The following is a 16514-nucleotide window of genomic DNA, read 5'->3' on the forward strand; positions in this document are numbered from 1 at the left end:
TACTAATTTGGTGGCTACGACGGGATTCGAACCTGTGACCCCATCATTATGAGTGATGTGCTCTAACCAACTGAGCTACGTAGCCAGTACTGCAATCTTCGATGGCTGGGGTACCTGGATTCGAACCAGGGAATGCCGGTATCAAAAACCGGTGCCTTACCGCTTGGCGATACCCCAATACCGCGGAGAACCGCAAAATCGAAGAAATATGGCTGGGGTACCTGGATTCGAACCAGGGAATGCCGGTATCAAAAACCGGTGCCTTACCGCTTGGCGATACCCCATCCGTGCAACGCTATCCTGGGAATGGTGCGGGAGGCGAGACTTGAACTCGCACACCTTGCGGCGCCAGAACCTAAATCTGGTGCGTCTACCAATTTCGCCACTCCCGCAAAAAAGATGGTGGCTACGACGGGATTCGAACCTGTGACCCCATCATTATGAGTGATGTGCTCTAACCAACTGAGCTACGTAGCCATCTTTTTTCGCGTTACCTTATCGGCGTTGCGGGGCGCATTATGCGTATAGACCCTTGCAGCGTCAACACCTTTTTCAACGAAAATAGCCGGAATGTGACTGTTTGGTTAGGTTGCGAACAGCGTGGCCGAATATTCGGCAATTATTGGTTATTAATCGGTTTTAGCGGGTGAAAAGTGGGGAAAAAAATCAGGCCCCGGAGGGCCTGATGTCTTCATATTGATTATTTGTAGGCAGACTGGTGAACGCCGACCGCACGTCCTGACGGATCGTTCATGGATTTGAACGATTCATCCCATTCAATCGCTTTGGCAGATGAGCAGGCAACGGAAGGACCACCCGGCACACATTCGGCAGCGCTAGGTACCGGGAACAACTCTTCGAAAATTTCACGGTACAGATACGCCTCTTTCGAGCCTGGCGTGTTGTACGGGAAGCGGAAGCTTGCGGTTTCCAGCTGTTGGTCAGAAACCTGTTTCGCCGCCACCTCTTTCAGGGTGTCGATCCAGCTGTAACCGACGCCATCAGAGAACTGCTCTTTCTGACGCCATGCAACGCTCGCCGGCAGGTAGGATTCAAAACATTCACGCAGGATATGTTTTTCCATTTTGCCGTTGCCGCACATTTTGTCCTGCGGGTTGATGCGCATCGCCACGTCGAGGAATTTCTTATCCAGGAACGGCACGCGCGCTTCCACGCCCCAGGCGGACATCGCTTTGTTGGCGCGCGCACAGTCAAACATATGCAGCGCCTGCAGCTTACGCACGGTCTCTTCGTGCAGCTCTTTGGCGTTCGGCGCTTTGTGGAAGTACAGGTAGCCGCCAAATACTTCGTCAGAACCTTCACCGGAGAGCACCATTTTGATGCCCATCGCTTTGATCTTACGCGACATCAGGTACATCGGCGTTGAGGCGCGGATGGTGGTCACGTCATAGGTTTCAATGTGATAGATCACATCGCGGATCGCATCCAGACCTTCCTGCACGGTGAAGTGAATTTCATGGTGCACGGTGCCGAGGTGGTTCGCGACTTCCTGCGCGGCTTTCAGGTCAGGAGCCCCTTCCAGGCCTACAGCGAAGGAGTGCAGCTGCGGCCACCAGGCCTCAGAGCGCTCCTGATCTTCCACGCGACGGGCCGCGAATTTTTTGGTGATCGCGGAGATCACGGAAGAGTCCAGGCCGCCGGAGAGCAGTACGCCGTAAGGCACGTCTGACATCAGGTGGCTTTTTACGGAATCTTCCAGCGCCTGACGCAGCTCGGCTTTGTCAGTCACGTTGTCTTTTACCGCGTCGTAGTCGAACCAGTCGCGCTGGTAGTATTGGCGGATCTCACCGTCTTTGCTCCACAGGTAGCTGCCTGCCGGGAACTCTTTAATGGTGCGGCACACCGGGACCAGGGCCTTCATTTCAGACGCAACGTAGAAGTTGCCGTGCTCATCGTGGCCCATGTACAGCGGGATAATACCGATGTGGTCGCGGCCAATCAACCAGGCGTCTTTTTCACTGTCGTACAGCGCGAAGGCAAACATGCCCTGCAGGTCGTCCAGGAACTCCGGGCCTTTTTCCTGATACAGCGCCAGGATCACTTCACAGTCGGAACCGGTCTGGAACGCGTAGCGATCGCCGTATTCGGCGCGCAACGCCTGATGGTTATAGATTTCACCGTTTACCGCCAGCGCGTGCGTTTTTTTCTCGTTATACAGCGGCTGTGCACCGGCGTTGACGTCAACAATGGACAGACGTTCGTGAGCCAGAATCGCTTTATCGCTGGCGTAGACGCCTGACCAGTCCGGGCCGCGATGGCGCATCAGGCGGGACAGTTCGAGTGCTTTTTTACGCAGTTCGCCTGCGTCAGTTTTAATATCCAGTACGCCAAAAATTGAACACATAACCTTCTCCGTTAACCCTGTTGCTTTGTAATGTTGCTTGCTTATGAAAATGCCGCAAAGGGTAAAGGCGCGCAAGCGTTTTACCGGGGAAAACGCAAATAGCGCAATGGTGATTGCAGAATGTTGAAAAAAGCGTACGCCTGACGCGCTTTTATTGAGGATTATTTAATAGAAGGCGTTTTTTATTAGATGGTGCTTCGGTTTTGCGAGCCAGAAATGAAAAACCACGCCCTGAGGCGTGGTTGGGTGTCAGATAATGTCGATTTCATCGACGGAGGGGTAAATCCAGCTTGGCCGGAACGGCATCGCGTCAATGTCATCAAGTTGAGAGACGCCAGAAAGCACCAGGATGGTCTCAAGACCCGCCTGGAAACCGGCCAGAATATCGGTGCGCAGGTTATCGCCGACAATCACGGTTTCTTCGGAGTGTGCCTGCATCTTGTTCAGCGCGGCACGAATGATCCACGGGCTCGGTTTACCGACCACAAACGGCTGACGACCGGAGATTTTCTCAATACCGGCGCACAGCGCGCCGCAGGCCGGATAAAAACCACGGCCGTGCGTATCCGGATTGGTGGCGATAAAGCGCGCGCCGCTGGCGACAAAGTACGCCGCTTTATGCATCATCTCCCAGTTAAAGGAGCGCGTTTCGCCGACAATCACAAAGTCCGGGTTCACATCGGTAATGGTAAAGCCTGCTTTATACAGCTCGTGGATCAGCGCGCCTTCACCGACGACATAGGCCTTTTTTCCTTCCTGACGCTTCAGAAAATCAGCGGTTGCCATCGCGGAGGTATAAAATACGCTGTCCGGCACGTTGACGCCCGCCGTGGCAAAGCGATTTGCCAGATCCTGACCGGTTTGGGAAGGGTAGTTCGTGAGAAGAACCAGTGGCATTCCTTTGTCGATGATGCGGTGAAGAAACTCCGCAGCACCCGGCACGGCAACGTTGTCGTGCATCAGCACGCCGTCGATATCACAAATTACATTCTTAATGGTCATGGACAATCCGGCATCAAAAAAAGAAGGCGTTACTATAAGTCCCGATCAACTTTCCAGCAAATGCTGGAGCAGGATCCCGTTGAGCATGGCGCGTTTTACCAGGGCAAACGCACCAATTGCGGAGCGGTGATCCAATGTAGATCGCACTACCGGTAAATTCTGACGAAACGCTTTCAGCGCCTGGGTATTGATGCAACCTTCAATGGCGGGCAGCAAGACTTTTTCGGCTTCGACGATTTCCCCGGCAATCACGACTTTTTGCGGGTTAAAAAGGTTGATAGCAATGGCGATGGTTTTGCCAAGATGGCGTCCAACCTGCTCGATCACTTCGCAGGCCAGCGCATCGCCTTTATTAGCGGCTTTGCAGATGGCGCCGATCTTACAGTCGTTCAGCGTTACACGGCTTTGATAGCCCTGTTCCAGCAGATGGCGAACGCGGTGCTCGATGGCGGCGTTGGCGGCAACCGTTTCAAGGCAGCCGAAGTTGCCGCAGTGGCAGCGCTCGCCGAGCGGTTCAACCTGAATGTGACCAATTTCGCCGACGTTGCCGTTGCGACCGATAAAAATGCGGCCATTCGAGATAATGCCCGCACCCGTCCCCCTGTGTACGCGCACCAGAATAGAGTCTTCGCAGTCCTGGCTCGCACCAAAGTAGTGCTCAGCCAGCGCCAGTGAGCGAATATCATGACCCACAAAGCAGGTGACTTTAAAGCGCTTTTCCAGCGCGTCGACCAGCCCCCAGTTCTCGACCTGGATATGCGGCATGTAACGAATCACGCCGCTTTCCGGGTCGACAAGGCCGGGCAGGATCACTGAGATAGCGATAAGTTCGCGGATCTTACGCTGACAGCTCTCAATAAAGCGCGCGATGGTGTTCAGCAGCGCGTGTTCCAGCGTCTCCTGGGTGCGCTCCGGAAGCGGATAGTGCTCTTCAGCGATGGCTTTACTGCTCAGATCGTAAAGCGTAAGGGTGGTGTCGTGACGTCCAAGACGCACACCAATCGCCTGGAAATTGCGGGTTTCGGTAATGATGGAGATGGCGCGGCGGCCCCCGGTGGAGGCCTGCTGATCGACTTCTTTGATCAGACCGCGCTCAATAAGCTGACGCGTAATTTTTGTTACGCTGGCGGGAGCAAGCTGGCTTTGTTCGGCTATCTGAATTCGAGAGATTGGCCCGTGTGAGTCAATCAGGCGATAAACCGCCGCACTGTTAAGTTGTTTAACGAGATCGACATTACCGATTTGAGCTTGTCCGCCTGGTGTCATACTTTTACTTACTCAGTGACGACCTCGTTACCATTAACGATGGTCTTAATAATTTTATAATCGTGTGTGAACGCCGTCAGGTTTGCAACCATACCCGGTGCAATTCCGCCAAGCTGTTTATCCACGCTCATTGCGCGAGCCGGATAAAGCGTCGCCATACGCAGCACTTCATCAAGCGCAATGCCGCAATGCTCAACCAGGTTACGTACCCCTTCAATCATGGTCAGGGCAGAACCGCTCAGCGTGCCGTTTTCGTCCACACAGAGTCCATTGCGGTAGTATATTGTTTTACCAGCAAAAATGAACTGCTCAATATTTGCCCCTGCTGGCGCTGTGGCATCTGTCACCAGACACAGCTTGTCGCCTTTCAGGCGTTTTGCGTTGCGAATGTTGGTGAAATCGACGTGCAAGCCGTCTGCGATGATGCCGCAGTAAACGTCTGGCTCATCCAGAATCGCGCCGACCAGCCCCGGCTCGCGACCGGTAATATACGGCATTGCGTTGTACAGATGCGTCGCAAAAGTAATACCTGCGCGGAAACCGGCTTTCGCTTCTTTCTGCGTGGCGTTTGAGTGACCCGCTGACACCACGATCCCGGCGGCAGCCAGTTTGCTGATAACCTCAGTACCGGTCATTTCAGGTGCCAGCGTCACTTTGGTGATGACATCAGCATTAGCACACATGTAGTCAACCAGCTCAGCGTCCGGTTTGCGGACGTAGTCCGGGTTATGCGTACCTTTCTTCACCATGTTCAGCCACGGCCCTTCAAGGTGCAGACCCAGCGCCTGATTAGGGTGTTTGGCCAGGTATTCACGCATCACGCGGATACCCTGCTTCATGAGGTCATCACTGCTGGTGATGAGCGTTGGCAAATAGCTGGTGCAGCCCGATTTCTCGTTGGCTTTCTGCATGATCTCCAGCGTTTCGACCGTCACGGCATCCGCGGAGTCATTGAACTGCACACCGCCGCAGCCGTTAAGCTGTACGTCGATGAAACCGGGGGAGATTACTGCTCCATTGAGTGAGCGCTGTTCAATCTCCGGCGGCAGTTCTGCCAGCGGACAAACACGTTCAATCAGGCCATTCGCGATAACAATCGCGTGGTCATCCAGAATTTCATGGCCGGTATAAATCCGACCGTGGGTTAAAGCGTACATAACGACCCCCGGTTTAAAAAAAAGCGACCGCCCCTGCATACAGAGGCGGTTATTCAATTACAGACCTTTGATGTTCTCTGCTTCTAACTCGTTGAAGTATTTCAGCGTTTTCACTTTCAGCTCCATCGTGGACGGTTCGTCACACACGACGACGGCTTTAGGATGCAGCTGCAGGCAGCTGATGGTCCACATGTGGTTAACGTTGCCTTCAACGGCAGCCTGGAGTGCCTGCGCTTTCACGCCGCCCAGTACCAGAATCATCACTTCTTCGGCATCCAGCAGGGTGCCTACGCCAACGGTCAGGGCGTATTTTGGAACCTGGTTCACGTCGCCGTCAAAGAAACGGGAGTTTGCCACGCGGGTGTCATGGGTCAGCGTTTTAATACGGGTACGGGAAGCCAGAGAAGACGCTGGTTCGTTGAACGCGATATGACCATCGTTGCCCACGCCACCCATGAACAGGTGGATTTTACCGTAAGAACGGATTTTTTCTTCGTACTGACGGCATTCTGCGTCAATATCAGGCGCGTTTCCATTCAGCAGGTTAATATTTTCAGCTGGGATATCAACGTGATCAAAGAAATTACGGTGCATAAAGCTATGGTAGCTTTCCGGATGTTCCTTTGGCAGGCCAACGTATTCGTCCATGTTGAAGGTCACAACATGCTTAAAGCTAACCTGGCCCGCTTTGTGCATTTCAACCAGGGCTTTATACGCTGTCAGTGGGGTACCGCCGGTTGGAAGGCCAAGAACGAAAGGACGATCGGCGGTAGGTTTGAACGCATTAATGCGGTTAACGATATGACGCGCAGCCCATTTACCGACTTGTTCAGCTGTTGCCAGGGGGATCAGTCTCATTGTTCACCTCTAAAGTTTAATTAAAAAAGTGGGCGGATGATTAGTGCAACCTGATACTTAAGCGTAACCTGGAACCTTTCAGGCCGGATCAATCCGTCTTGATTTTTTGAATGATAAAATAAGTTTTCGCTGTTAGCCAGTGAAAGGGAGGGGTGATTACGATATTTGGTGACAAAAATCACAAAAAATGGGTGTTTAATTTGCGATACGAATTAATTTTTCACACACTCACAATGCCAGTGAATCATCAACTGTATCTATTAGTTAATGACACAATAAAAACACAGCAGAGAACGTGCCTGAAACGGGGTCTCATAGGGGGAAGAAAGTGAGTATTCTAGGTTATTTACAAAAGGTTGGCCGCGCGCTTATGGTGCCGGTTGCCACGCTGCCAGCGGCAGCGATATTAATGGGTGTCGGTTACTGGATTGACCCGGTTGGCTGGGGTGGAGACAACGCGCTAGCGGCGTTCTTCATTAAGTCTGGTTCTGCCATTATCGACAACATGTCCGTACTGTTCGCCATTGGTGTGGCTTACGGTATGTCCAAAGATAAAGACGGTGCTGCGGCATTGACCGGCTTCGTGGGCTTCCTGGTGCTGACCACGCTCTGTTCTCCGGCTGCGGTTTCCATGATCCAGAAGATCCCGGCGGACCAGGTTCCTGCCGCGTTCGGTAAGATCAGCAACCAGTTCGTGGGTATCCTCGTCGGTATTATCTCTGCGGAACTGTACAACCGCTTCAGCAGCGTTGAGCTGCCGAAAGCGCTGTCGTTCTTCAGCGGCCGTCGTCTGGTGCCAATCCTCACCTCCTTCGTGATGATCTTCGTTGCGTTCATCCTGATGTACATCTGGCCGGTGATCTTCGACGGTCTGGTGAACTTCGGTGAACACATCCAGAAGCTGGGTTCCGTCGGTGCGGGCGTGTACGCGTTCTTCAACCGTCTGTTGATCCCTGTTGGTCTGCACCACGCGCTGAACTCCGTATTCTGGTTCGACGTTGCCGGTATTAACGATATTCCTAACTTCCTGGGTGGCGCACAGTCCATCGAAGCAGGTAAAGCGGTTGTGGGTATCACCGGTCGTTACCAGGCAGGCTTCTTCCCAATCATGATGTTCGGCCTGCCGGGCGCAGCGCTGGCTATCTACCACTGCGCGCGTCCAGAGAACAAAGCGAAAGTGCTGGGCATCATGATGGCAGGTGCGTTCGCGGCCTTCTTCACCGGTATCACCGAGCCGCTGGAATTCTCCTTCATGTTCGTTGCGCCGGTTCTGTATGTGATCCACGCCGTGCTGACCGGTATCTCCGTGTTCATCGCTGCAAGCATGCAGTGGATTGCCGGTTTCGGCTTCAGCGCCGGTCTGGTGGATATGGTGCTGTCGTCCCGTAACCCGCTGGCGACCCACTGGTGGATGCTGATCCCTCAGGGTCTGGTGTTCTTCGCTATCTACTACGTGGTGTTCCGCTTCACCATCACCAAATTCAACCTGATGACTCCGGGTCGCGAGCTGGCTGTTGCCGGTAGCGAAGCGGATGGTCAGGATGTGAACGTGAGCGGCGGTCAGGAGCAGGATGTTTCTGGTCTGGCGCGTCAGTACATTGCCGCTGTCGGCGGTTCTGATAACCTGACCGGTATCGATGCCTGTATCACTCGTCTGCGTCTAAACGTTAAAGACTCTTCTCTGGTGAACGAAGCGCTGGCAAAACGTCTGGGTGCGTCCGGCGTTATCCGCCTGAACAAAACCAGCGTGCAGATTATCGTCGGCTTCGTGGCAGAGAAAATTGCTAACGCGATGAAAACGACGGGTCCGGTAGCCGCAGCTGAAGCCACTGCAGCGCCTGTTGCACCCGCTGCTGCTAAACCACAGGCTGTGCCAAATGCGGTGACCATCGCCGCGCTGGTTTCCCCGGTTACGGGTGACGTGGTTGCCATTGAGCAGGTACCTGACGAAGCGTTCGCCAGCAAAGCGGTCGGTGACGGCGTGGCTGTGAAGCCAACGGACAAAACCGTAGTGTCTCCTGCTGCCGGTACCATCGTGAAAATCTTCAACACCAACCACGCGTTCTGCCTCGAAACGGAAAAAGGCGCGGAGATCGTTGTCCACATGGGTATCGATACCGTTGCGCTGAACGGCCAGGGCTTTACTCGCCTGGTGGAAGAGGGTGCAGAAGTAGTGGCAGGCCAGCCGATTCTGGAAATGGATCTGGACTTCCTGAACGCTAACGCGCGCTCGATGATCAGCCCGGTCGTGTGCAGCAACATCGACGACTTCAGCGGTCTGGTTATCCAGGCGAAAGGTCAGGTGGTTGCGGGCCAAACGCCACTGTATGAGATTAAAGGCAAGTAATCGCTCCTGAGTAGAGTCATGCCTTAAGCGGCGGGGGATATCCTCCGCCGCTTTTTTTTGCAGCAAACGCCCCCATTATTTTCATCTGATACGTATTTTCCGTAACTAAGGGTTGTCACTACGTCCGGCTTATAAGATCATATGCCATTATACGTTGTTTACGCTTTGAGGAATCCACGATGAGTGAGGCAGAAGCCCGCCCGAGTAACTTTATTCGTCAGATCATCGATGAAGATCTGGCCAGTGGTAAGCACACCACAATTCATACCCGCTTCCCGCCGGAGCCGAACGGCTACCTGCATATTGGGCATGCAAAATCTATCTGCCTGAACTTTGGTATTGCGCAAGATTATCAGGGCCAGTGCAACCTGCGTTTCGATGACACCAACCCAGTAAAAGAAGACATCGAATACGTTGAGTCCATCAAGAACGACGTGCAATGGCTGGGCTTCAGCTGGTCTGGCGATATCTGCTACTCCTCTGACTATTTCGATCAGCTGTACGCCTACGCTGTAGAGCTTATCAACAAAGGTCTGGCGTATGTGGATGAACTCTCTGCTGACGAAATCCGTGAATACCGCGGCTCGCTGACCGCTCCGGGCAAAAACAGCCCATACCGCGATTGCAGCGTAGAAGAGAACCTGGCGCTGTTTGAAAAAATGCGTGCCGGTGGCTTCGAAGAAGGCAAAGCGTGTCTGCGTGCCAAAATCGACATGGCCTCTCCGTTCATCGTGATGCGCGATCCGGTGTTGTACCGCATTAAGTTTGCGGAACACCACCAGACCGGTAACAAGTGGTGCATCTACCCGATGTACGACTTCACCCACTGCATCAGCGATGCGCTGGAAGGCATTACGCACTCTCTGTGTACGCTGGAGTTCCAGGACAACCGCCGTCTGTACGACTGGGTGCTGGATAACATCACCATTCCGGTGCATCCGCGTCAGTACGAGTTCTCTCGTCTGAACCTGGAATACACCGTGATGTCCAAGCGTAAGCTGAACCTGCTGGTCACCGACAAGCACGTTGAGGGCTGGGATGACCCGCGTATGCCGACCATCTCCGGTCTGCGTCGTCGTGGCTACACCTCTGCGTCTATCCGCGAGTTCTGCAAACGCATCGGTGTCACCAAACAGGACAACACCATTGAGATCGCTTCTCTGGAATCCTGCATTCGTGAAGACCTGAACGAAAACGCCCCGCGCGCGATGGCGGTGATCGACCCGGTTAAGCTGGTTATCGAAAACTACCCGCAGGGCGAGAGCGAGCTGGTGTCTATGCCTAACCATCCGAGCAAGCCGGAGATGGGTACCCGCGACGTGCCGTTCAGCGGCGAAATCTGGATCGATCGTGCTGACTTCCGCGAAGAAGCGAACAAGCAGTACAAGCGTCTGGTGCTGGGCAAAGAAGTCCGTCTGCGTAATGCATACGTGATTAAAGCTGAGCGCGTTGAGAAAGATGCAGAAGGTAACATCACCACCATTTTCTGTTCTTACGATGCAGAAACGCTGAGTAAAGATCCTGCTGATGGCCGTAAGGTGAAGGGCGTTATTCACTGGGTGAGCGCTTCCCATGCGCTGCCGGTTGAGATCCGTCTGTATGACCGTCTGTTCAGCGTGCCCAACCCAGGCGCGGCTGACGATTTCCTGGCGACCATTAATCCTGAATCACTCGTTATCAGGCAGGGTTACGCTGAGCCGTCCCTGAAAGCGGCTGAAGCGGGTAAAGCGTTCCAGTTCGAGCGTGAAGGTTACTTCTGCCTGGACAGCCGTTACAGCACCGCAGAGAAACCGGTATTTAACCGTACCGTCGGCCTGCGTGACACCTGGGCTAAGATCGGCGAATAATATTGCTGCTCTGGTCAAGGAGAAACAAACGCCGCTTATTGCGGCGTTTTTTTTATTTAATGATCATGGTATTAAGCCAGGGCTTAAAGATAAGCCGCTAAAATAGCAGGTCAATGAGGTGCTACTTATTTTTCTAAAAAAAGTTTGTATTTTTACGAAATACAAAAAGGATGAAAAATAAACAGCAAGTACCTGCGCTACCCGCTGAAATTTCTGATATTTCCCCGCCAATCCTCGCTCTCCTCTAAATGTTACAAAGCACTACGAATTATGTGCACTTCGTCATAATCCTGACTTTTGCCCACGGAAAAGCATTGATAATTCGCGTCGCGAAAAATAACCTAAAGGCGGTAGTTAATTCGAGGGTATTTCTAACTACCCCTGACCTTTTGGTCTTTTATATTTTCGCCGTTGAGGCGTTTTAATTCGTCAAAGAGGAATAATCTATGCGTACGTTCAGTGGCAAACGTAGTGCGCTGGCGCTGGCTATCGCTGGTGTGACAGCAATGTCGAGCCTGGCGATCACCCCAGAAGCTAAGGCAGAAGGTTTCATCGATGATTCTACCCTCACGGGCGGTATTTATTACTGGCAGCGTGAGCGTGACCGTAAAGACGTCACTGAAGACAAATACAAAACCAACCTTTCGCACTCCACCTGGAACGCTAACCTGGACTTCCAGTCAGGCTATGCCGCGGATATGTTCGGTCTGGATATTGCTGCCTTCACCGCCATTGAAATGGCTGAAAACGGCGACAGCGCACACCCGAACGAAATCGCCTTCTCCTCCAGTAACAAAGCGTATAAAGAAGACTGGTCTGGCGATAAAAGCGGTGTCAGCCTGTACAAGGCAGCAGCGAAATTCAAATACGGCCCGGTGTGGGCACGTGGGGGCTATATTCAGCCAACCGGTCAAACGCTGTTAGCGCCGCACTGGAGCTTTATGCCGGGTACCTACCAGGGCGCGGAAGCCGGGGCTAACTTTGACTACGGCGATGCGGGCGCGTTGAGCTTCTCCTATATGTGGACCAACGAGTACAAAGCACCGTGGCACATTGAGATGGACAAGTTCTACCAGAACGACAAGAAAACCAAAGTCGATTACCTCCACTCGCTGGGCGCAAAATACGACTTCAAAAACGACCTGGTGCTGGAAGCTGCATTTGGTCAGGCAGAAGGTTATATCGATCAGTATTTTGCTAAAGCCAGCTATAAATTTGATGTTGTGGGCAGCCCGCTGAGCACCAGCTACCAGTTCTACGGCACGCGCGATAAAGCCAGCAATGGCACCGTTAACGATATCTATGACGGCACTGCATGGCTGCAGGCACTGACCTTCGGCTACAAAGTGGGCCAGGTCGATTTACGTCTGGAAGGAACATGGGTGAAGGCAGAAGGGCAGCAGGGCTATTTCCTGCAGCGTATGACGCCAACCTACGCGTCCTCTAACGGTCGTCTCGATATCTGGTGGGATAACCGCTCTGACTTCAACGCCGACGGCGAAAAAGCGGTGTTCTTCGGCGCAATGTATGACCTGAAAAACTGGAACCTGCCAGGCTGGGCGGTGGGTGCATCTTACGCTTACGCCTGGGACGCAAAACCTGCGGATATGGCGACACCGGACGCGTACTACGATCCAAACTATCGTTTGAAAGAGTCTTCTTACAGCCTTGATGCGATCTACACCCTGCAGGATGGCCGGGCGAAAGGCACGATGTTCAAACTGCACTTCACGCAGTATGACAACCATTCCGATATCCCGAGCTACGCGGGCGGTTACGGCAACATCTTCCAGGATGAACGTGACGTGAAATTCATGGTCATTGCGCCATTCACTATCTTCTGATGAACACACCGGCGGGCAATGTCCCGCCGGTATGGAGACTGCACATGATGAAAAAAATCGTAATCGTCGCGTTGCTGGCATCAGGGCTGGTGGCGTGTGCTCAGACTGAGGCACCAAAAGAAGATTCCCGCCTGAAGGAGGCCTATTGCGCCTGTATCAATACAGCGGAAGGGTCGCCGGAGAAAATCGAAGCCTGTCAGAGCGTGCTGAACGTGCTGAAGAAAGAGAAAGCGCATGAGCAGTTTGCGACGCAGGAAAACGTCCGCGTGATGGATTACCAGGCCTGCATTCAGGCGCGTAAAACCGGTAACGATCAGGAAGTGGCGAAGCGTTGCGATAAGATCTGGAGCGATATTCGCAGTAACAATAAATAAGTTGCTTTACGCCCGGTGGCGCTGCGCCACCGGGCTTTTTTTAGCGCAAAAAAAAGCCAACCTTACGGCTGGCTCAGAGTATAAACACGATATTATTTCGCGTCGTGCGCGTGGTCGTCTTCGCGGCAATCGCCTTCAGCACAGTGACCATACAGGTACAGGCTGTGGTTGGTCAGGCGAATGCCGTGACGTGCGGCGATTTCACGCTGGCGTGATTCGATGGAATCATCGCTGAATTCAATAACCTTGCCACAATCGAGGCAGATCAGGTGATCGTGATGGTGCTGCTGGGTCAGCTCGAAAACGGATTTGCCGCCTTCGAAGTTATGACGGGTAACAATGCCCGCGTCATCAAACTGGTTCAGCACACGATACACGGTTGCCAGCCCAATCTCTTCACCCATGTCGATAAGACGTTTGTAGAGGTCTTCCGCACTGACATGGTGATTGTCTGGCCCCTGAAGCACTTCAAGGATTTTTAACCGAGGAAGCGTTACTTTCAGGCCAGCCTTCTTTAATGCGGTATTGTTGTCAGTCATGCGGAATCTGTCCTGTTGCTAAACGATTCACTTCTAAAGAAGAAGTGACAGAAAATGCACTTGGGATAATGCGTCTCATTATAGAACTGCCATGGCTAAATGAAAACTGCAAGTCTCAAGCAAAGTATGCTTATAAAAACGTGGTATCACCAACAAACTTGTTCGATGGCATCCACTTTTTACCAGGGGGATATTGTACAGGTCTGAACGAAAAAGTTAAAAGTTTGTAGCAATTAATTTAATCGGTTTTACCTGGTAAGCGGGCGCAACCGGAGTTGCGCCACCGGAAAATCAGGCGTTAAGAATGTCGTCGAGGTTCAGTTCTTCGCGAACCTGCTTAACCCATTTCTCAACGCGTTCAGCGGTCAGTTCTGGCTGACGGTCTTCGTCAATGGCAAGGCCGACAAAGTGGTCGTCGTCTGCCAGGCCCTTAGAGGCTTCAAAGTGGTAACCCGCCGTTGGCCAGTGGCCCACGATAGCAGCACCGCGCGGTTCAATAATGTCGCGGATGGTGCCCAGTGCGTCACAGAAGTATTCTGCGTAGTCTTCCTGGTCGCCACAACCGAACAGCGCGACCAGCTTACCGTTGAAGTCAACTTCTTCCAGGGTTGGGAAGAAATCATCCCAGTCACACTGCGCTTCGCCGTAGTACCAGGTTGGAATGCCCAGCAGCAGGATGTCATAGCCTTCGAGATCTTCTTTGCTGCTCTTGGCGATGTCGTGCACATCGGCAATGTCTTTACCGAGCTGTTTTTGAATGTTTTTTGCGATATTTTCGGTATTGCCGGTATCACTGCCAAAGAAAATGCCGATGATTGCCATGAGTAAAATAACCTCTTGAAACTTAATGGTATGGTGGCGCAATTTGTCCACGGATAAGGGCAATAATAGCAGAACAGGCAACCCTGCGGAAACAGCTATCGCGCAGGACTGCACTCTGTGCTACATGAAAAGGGTCATAAAGGGGATTTTCAGACTTATGCCTTGCTGCGCAATGTCTCAAGTTGGGTGATTAACATCTCTTCAATCAGTTCGCTGCGGCTGATGTTACGCGCCTCGGCCAGCTCATTTAGTGCATCGACAGCATCGGCGTTCAGCTTCAGTTCGACACGCTTAAGCCCACGATTTTTATCGCGTTTAAGCTGGTTGCGTTTATTAATACGCAGCTGTTCATCGCGCGAGAGCGGATTCGTTTTTGGTCGTCCCGGTCGACGCTCATTCGCGAACAGATCTAGTGTCGTACGGTCCGTTTGTTCTTTGGCCATGATTCTGAGACTTCGGGGGAAATACGCCGCCCTGCTAATGCCCGGGCGATAAGCGCGCCATCATACATCACCGAAAACGGCACGCCAACGACTGGAAGCCCACAACCTTCCAGTCGCTCTCTTTTTAATCAATTTGCAGTATCAGAGAGATAGCGACGAATGGCGCGCAGCACGGCGTCCGGTTTTTCGGCGTGAACCCAGTGCCCGGCACCGGCGATCACATGGGCGCGAGCCTGCGGGAATTGGGCCAGCAGCGTGTCGCGGTAGGCATCGGTAACGTAAGGAGAGTTTCCGCCGCGAATAAAGAGGGTAGGGTGTGGCCACGCGGGGACGTTTTCCCAGCCCACGATGTTGTTGTATCGCTCCCAGAGCACCGGCACGTTAAAACGCCATTGCCCGTCGACAAACGACTTCAGAAGGAACTGCACGACGCCTTCTTCATCCAGATGCTCACGCATCACGGCGGCGGCCTGTTGGCGTGTTGCGACGCCCGCTTCTGTGACCGCATTAATAGCGGCGAAAATCTCATCGTGACGGCGGACGTTATAATCCACAGGCGCGACGTCAATGACAACCAGCCCGTTGATACGCTCTGGCGCAAGCGCCGTCAGGGCCATCACCGCTTTGCCACCCATGGAATGCCCGATCAGCGTTACCTTCTGCAGGTTATGTGCATCCAGCGTATCCAGCAGATCCTGCGCCATCGCCGCGTAGGTCATCTCGTCGGAACGCCCGGAAAGACCGTGATTGCGCATATCAACCTGTAAAATATCGTGGTCGGAAACCAGATCGCGCGCCAGCACGCCCAGGTTATCGAGGCTACCAAACAGCCCGTGAACCAGTACGATGGGAGAATTATTGTTCGGCGATTGTGCAGATTGCGCTCGGGTATTCAATTTCATGGCAAAGTTCTTTTTTTACGTATGTCAGGTTAGGGTATCATGTTGACCATTCTGCCGCCCGGCTGCAAGGATCCAGTTTAATCTGACTTTTGCCGCCTGCCGGGTTTGACGCTATCCGCTGTTGGGATTTGACCTTATAATCCCAACGACTTGTATTCAGATAAGATATCGCACTGGATTAAGATGAAAACAATCGAAGTTGATGACGAACTCTATCAGTTTATTGCCAGCCAGACGCGGCATATCGGGGAGAGCGCGTCCGACATTTTACGGCGTATGCTTAAAATTTCCGCCGCCTCACAGCCTGCTACCCCTGTCACAAAAGATGTCGTGTCTCAGCCGAGCGTTGTTGCACAAGTAAAACCTGCCGTGATACCGGCAAAAGATAAAGTGCGCGCAGTACGTGAACTGCTGCTGTCTGATGAATATGCAGAGCAGAAAAAGGCGGTTAACCGCTTTATGCTGGTGCTGTCTACACTTCATTCACTGGATAACAAAGCGTTTGCTGAAGCGACCGAGTCGCTCCACGGTCGCACCCGTGTCTATTTCGCGGGCGACGAACAGACGCTGTTACAAAATGGCAATCAAACCAAACCTAAACATGTCCCTGGCACACCGTACTGGGTCATCACCAATACTAATACGGGCCGCAAGTGCAGCATGGTTGAACACATCATGCAGTCCATGCAGTTCCCGGCGGAATTGATTGAAAAGGTTTGCGGTACAATTTAACCCTTGCATCAAAAGG

General features: G+C 52.8%; 14 protein-coding genes and 5 tRNA genes. 5 read left to right on the forward strand and 14 right to left on the reverse strand.

Annotated elements, in window-relative coordinates; translation table 11 throughout:
• Nucleotides 1-8 precede the first annotated feature (8 nt).
• The 10 genes from ACTJJA_RS02110 to nagB all read right to left on the reverse strand — a co-directional run bounded on the left by ACTJJA_RS02110 (nt 9) and on the right by nagB (nt 6648).
• A tRNA-Met gene (locus ACTJJA_RS02110) sits at nt 9-85 on the reverse strand.
• A gap of 17 nt (nt 86-102) precedes the next feature.
• Nucleotides 103-177, reverse strand: a tRNA-Gln gene (locus ACTJJA_RS02115).
• 32 nt (nt 178-209) lie between these two features.
• Nucleotides 210-284, reverse strand: a tRNA-Gln gene (locus tag ACTJJA_RS02120).
• Nucleotides 285-307: 23 nt separating this feature from the next.
• Nucleotides 308-392 (reverse strand) — tRNA-Leu (locus tag ACTJJA_RS02125).
• Between the two features lie 8 nt (nt 393-400).
• Nucleotides 401-477 (reverse strand) — tRNA-Met (locus tag ACTJJA_RS02130).
• Between the two features lie 223 nt (nt 478-700).
• Nucleotides 701-2365, reverse strand: a complete 1665-nt coding sequence (asnB, locus tag ACTJJA_RS02135) for an asparagine synthase B (protein ID WP_237846326.1) — start codon at nt 2363-2365, stop codon at nt 701-703.
• Between the two features lie 249 nt (nt 2366-2614).
• The gene (gene nagD / locus ACTJJA_RS02140) at nt 2615-3367 is read right to left on the reverse strand and encodes a ribonucleotide monophosphatase NagD (RefSeq protein ID WP_010428628.1); all 753 of its coding nucleotides are present in this window, start codon (nt 3365-3367) and stop codon (nt 2615-2617) included.
• Nucleotides 3368-3412: 45 nt separating this feature from the next.
• Nucleotides 3413-4633: a DNA-binding transcriptional regulator NagC gene (gene nagC, locus ACTJJA_RS02145; protein ID WP_256459924.1), complete on the reverse strand. Its 1221-nt coding sequence runs from the start codon at nt 4631-4633 to the stop codon at nt 3413-3415.
• A gap of 8 nt (nt 4634-4641) precedes the next feature.
• Complete coding sequence (nagA, locus tag ACTJJA_RS02150; protein ID WP_440665936.1) at nt 4642-5790, reverse strand: N-acetylglucosamine-6-phosphate deacetylase; 1149 nt, start codon at nt 5788-5790, stop codon at nt 4642-4644.
• A gap of 57 nt (nt 5791-5847) precedes the next feature.
• Nucleotides 5848-6648 (reverse strand): glucosamine-6-phosphate deaminase, encoded by an 801-nt coding sequence (gene nagB / locus ACTJJA_RS02155; protein ID WP_010428635.1) that lies wholly within the window; start codon nt 6646-6648, stop codon nt 5848-5850.
• 328 nt (nt 6649-6976) lie between these two features.
• Between nagB and nagE the strand changes: the two genes are divergently transcribed.
• From nagE to chiQ, 4 genes are all read left to right on the forward strand, one after another.
• A complete protein-coding gene (nagE, locus tag ACTJJA_RS02160; RefSeq protein ID WP_440665938.1) occupies nt 6977-8995 on the forward strand; it encodes an N-acetylglucosamine-specific PTS transporter subunit IIBC in 2019 nt (672 codons plus the stop codon).
• Between the two features lie 179 nt (nt 8996-9174).
• Nucleotides 9175-10842: a glutamine--tRNA ligase gene (gene glnS / locus ACTJJA_RS02165; protein WP_440665940.1), complete on the forward strand. Its 1668-nt coding sequence runs from the start codon at nt 9175-9177 to the stop codon at nt 10840-10842.
• A 446-nt stretch (nt 10843-11288) separates the two neighbouring features.
• Complete coding sequence (gene chiP / locus ACTJJA_RS02170) at nt 11289-12686, forward strand: chitoporin ChiP (RefSeq protein WP_010428644.1); 1398 nt, start codon at nt 11289-11291, stop codon at nt 12684-12686.
• A 47-nt stretch (nt 12687-12733) separates the two neighbouring features.
• Nucleotides 12734-13060: a ChiQ/YbfN family lipoprotein gene (gene chiQ, locus ACTJJA_RS02175; protein ID WP_440666562.1), complete on the forward strand. Its 327-nt coding sequence runs from the start codon at nt 12734-12736 to the stop codon at nt 13058-13060.
• A gap of 92 nt (nt 13061-13152) precedes the next feature.
• Here the strand turns inward: chiQ and fur are convergent, their stop codons facing one another.
• From fur to ybfF, 4 genes are all read right to left on the reverse strand, one after another.
• Complete coding sequence (gene fur, locus ACTJJA_RS02180; RefSeq protein WP_010428651.1) at nt 13153-13599, reverse strand: ferric iron uptake transcriptional regulator; 447 nt, start codon at nt 13597-13599, stop codon at nt 13153-13155.
• Nucleotides 13600-13890: 291 nt separating this feature from the next.
• Nucleotides 13891-14421 carry a flavodoxin FldA gene (gene fldA / locus ACTJJA_RS02185; RefSeq protein WP_063848930.1) on the reverse strand — a complete coding sequence of 177 codons (531 nt, stop codon included), beginning with the start codon at nt 14419-14421 and terminating at the stop codon, nt 13891-13893.
• 155 nt (nt 14422-14576) lie between these two features.
• The gene (gene ybfE, locus ACTJJA_RS02190) at nt 14577-14864 is read right to left on the reverse strand and encodes a LexA regulated protein (RefSeq protein ID WP_010428654.1); all 288 of its coding nucleotides are present in this window, start codon (nt 14862-14864) and stop codon (nt 14577-14579) included.
• A gap of 128 nt (nt 14865-14992) precedes the next feature.
• Complete coding sequence (gene ybfF / locus ACTJJA_RS02195; protein WP_440665943.1) at nt 14993-15766, reverse strand: esterase; 774 nt, start codon at nt 15764-15766, stop codon at nt 14993-14995.
• Nucleotides 15767-15949: 183 nt separating this feature from the next.
• Here ybfF and seqA point away from each other — a divergent pair, with 183 nt between their 5' ends.
• Nucleotides 15950-16498, forward strand: a complete 549-nt coding sequence (gene seqA / locus ACTJJA_RS02200; protein ID WP_440665945.1) for a replication initiation negative regulator SeqA — start codon at nt 15950-15952, stop codon at nt 16496-16498.
• Nucleotides 16499-16514: the final 16 nt, after the last annotated feature.

This window comes from Enterobacter sp. 22452 (assembly GCF_052045065.1).
In the GTDB taxonomy this organism is placed as follows: domain Bacteria; phylum Pseudomonadota; class Gammaproteobacteria; order Enterobacterales; family Enterobacteriaceae; genus Enterobacter; species Enterobacter mori.

Excerpts from the sequence above, each read along its gene's own strand:
- asnB (WP_237846326.1), bottom strand. The coding sequence starts at position 2,365 with ATGTGTTCAATTTTTGGCGTACTGGATATTAAAACTGACGCAGGCGAA.
- nagD (WP_010428628.1), bottom strand. The coding sequence starts at position 3,367 with ATGACCATTAAGAATGTAATTTGTGATATCGACGGCGTGCTGATGCAC.
- nagC (WP_256459924.1), bottom strand. The coding sequence starts at position 4,633 with ATGACACCAGGCGGACAAGCTCAAATCGGTAATGTCGATCTCGTTAAA.
- nagA (WP_440665936.1), bottom strand. The coding sequence starts at position 5,790 with ATGTACGCTTTAACCCACGGTCGGATTTATACCGGCCATGAAATTCTG.
- nagB (WP_010428635.1), bottom strand. The coding sequence starts at position 6,648 with ATGAGACTGATCCCCCTGGCAACAGCTGAACAAGTCGGTAAATGGGCT.
- glnS (WP_440665940.1), top strand. The coding sequence starts at position 9,175 with ATGAGTGAGGCAGAAGCCCGCCCGAGTAACTTTATTCGTCAGATCATC.
- chiP (WP_010428644.1), top strand. The coding sequence starts at position 11,289 with ATGCGTACGTTCAGTGGCAAACGTAGTGCGCTGGCGCTGGCTATCGCT.
- chiQ (WP_440666562.1), top strand. The coding sequence starts at position 12,734 with ATGAAAAAAATCGTAATCGTCGCGTTGCTGGCATCAGGGCTGGTGGCG.
- fur (WP_010428651.1), bottom strand. The coding sequence starts at position 13,599 with ATGACTGACAACAATACCGCATTAAAGAAGGCTGGCCTGAAAGTAACG.
- fldA (WP_063848930.1), bottom strand. The coding sequence starts at position 14,421 with ATGGCAATCATCGGCATTTTCTTTGGCAGTGATACCGGCAATACCGAA.
- ybfE (WP_010428654.1), bottom strand. The coding sequence starts at position 14,864 with ATGGCCAAAGAACAAACGGACCGTACGACACTAGATCTGTTCGCGAAT.
- ybfF (WP_440665943.1), bottom strand. The coding sequence starts at position 15,766 with ATGAAATTGAATACCCGAGCGCAATCTGCACAATCGCCGAACAATAAT.
- seqA (WP_440665945.1), top strand. The coding sequence starts at position 15,950 with ATGAAAACAATCGAAGTTGATGACGAACTCTATCAGTTTATTGCCAGC.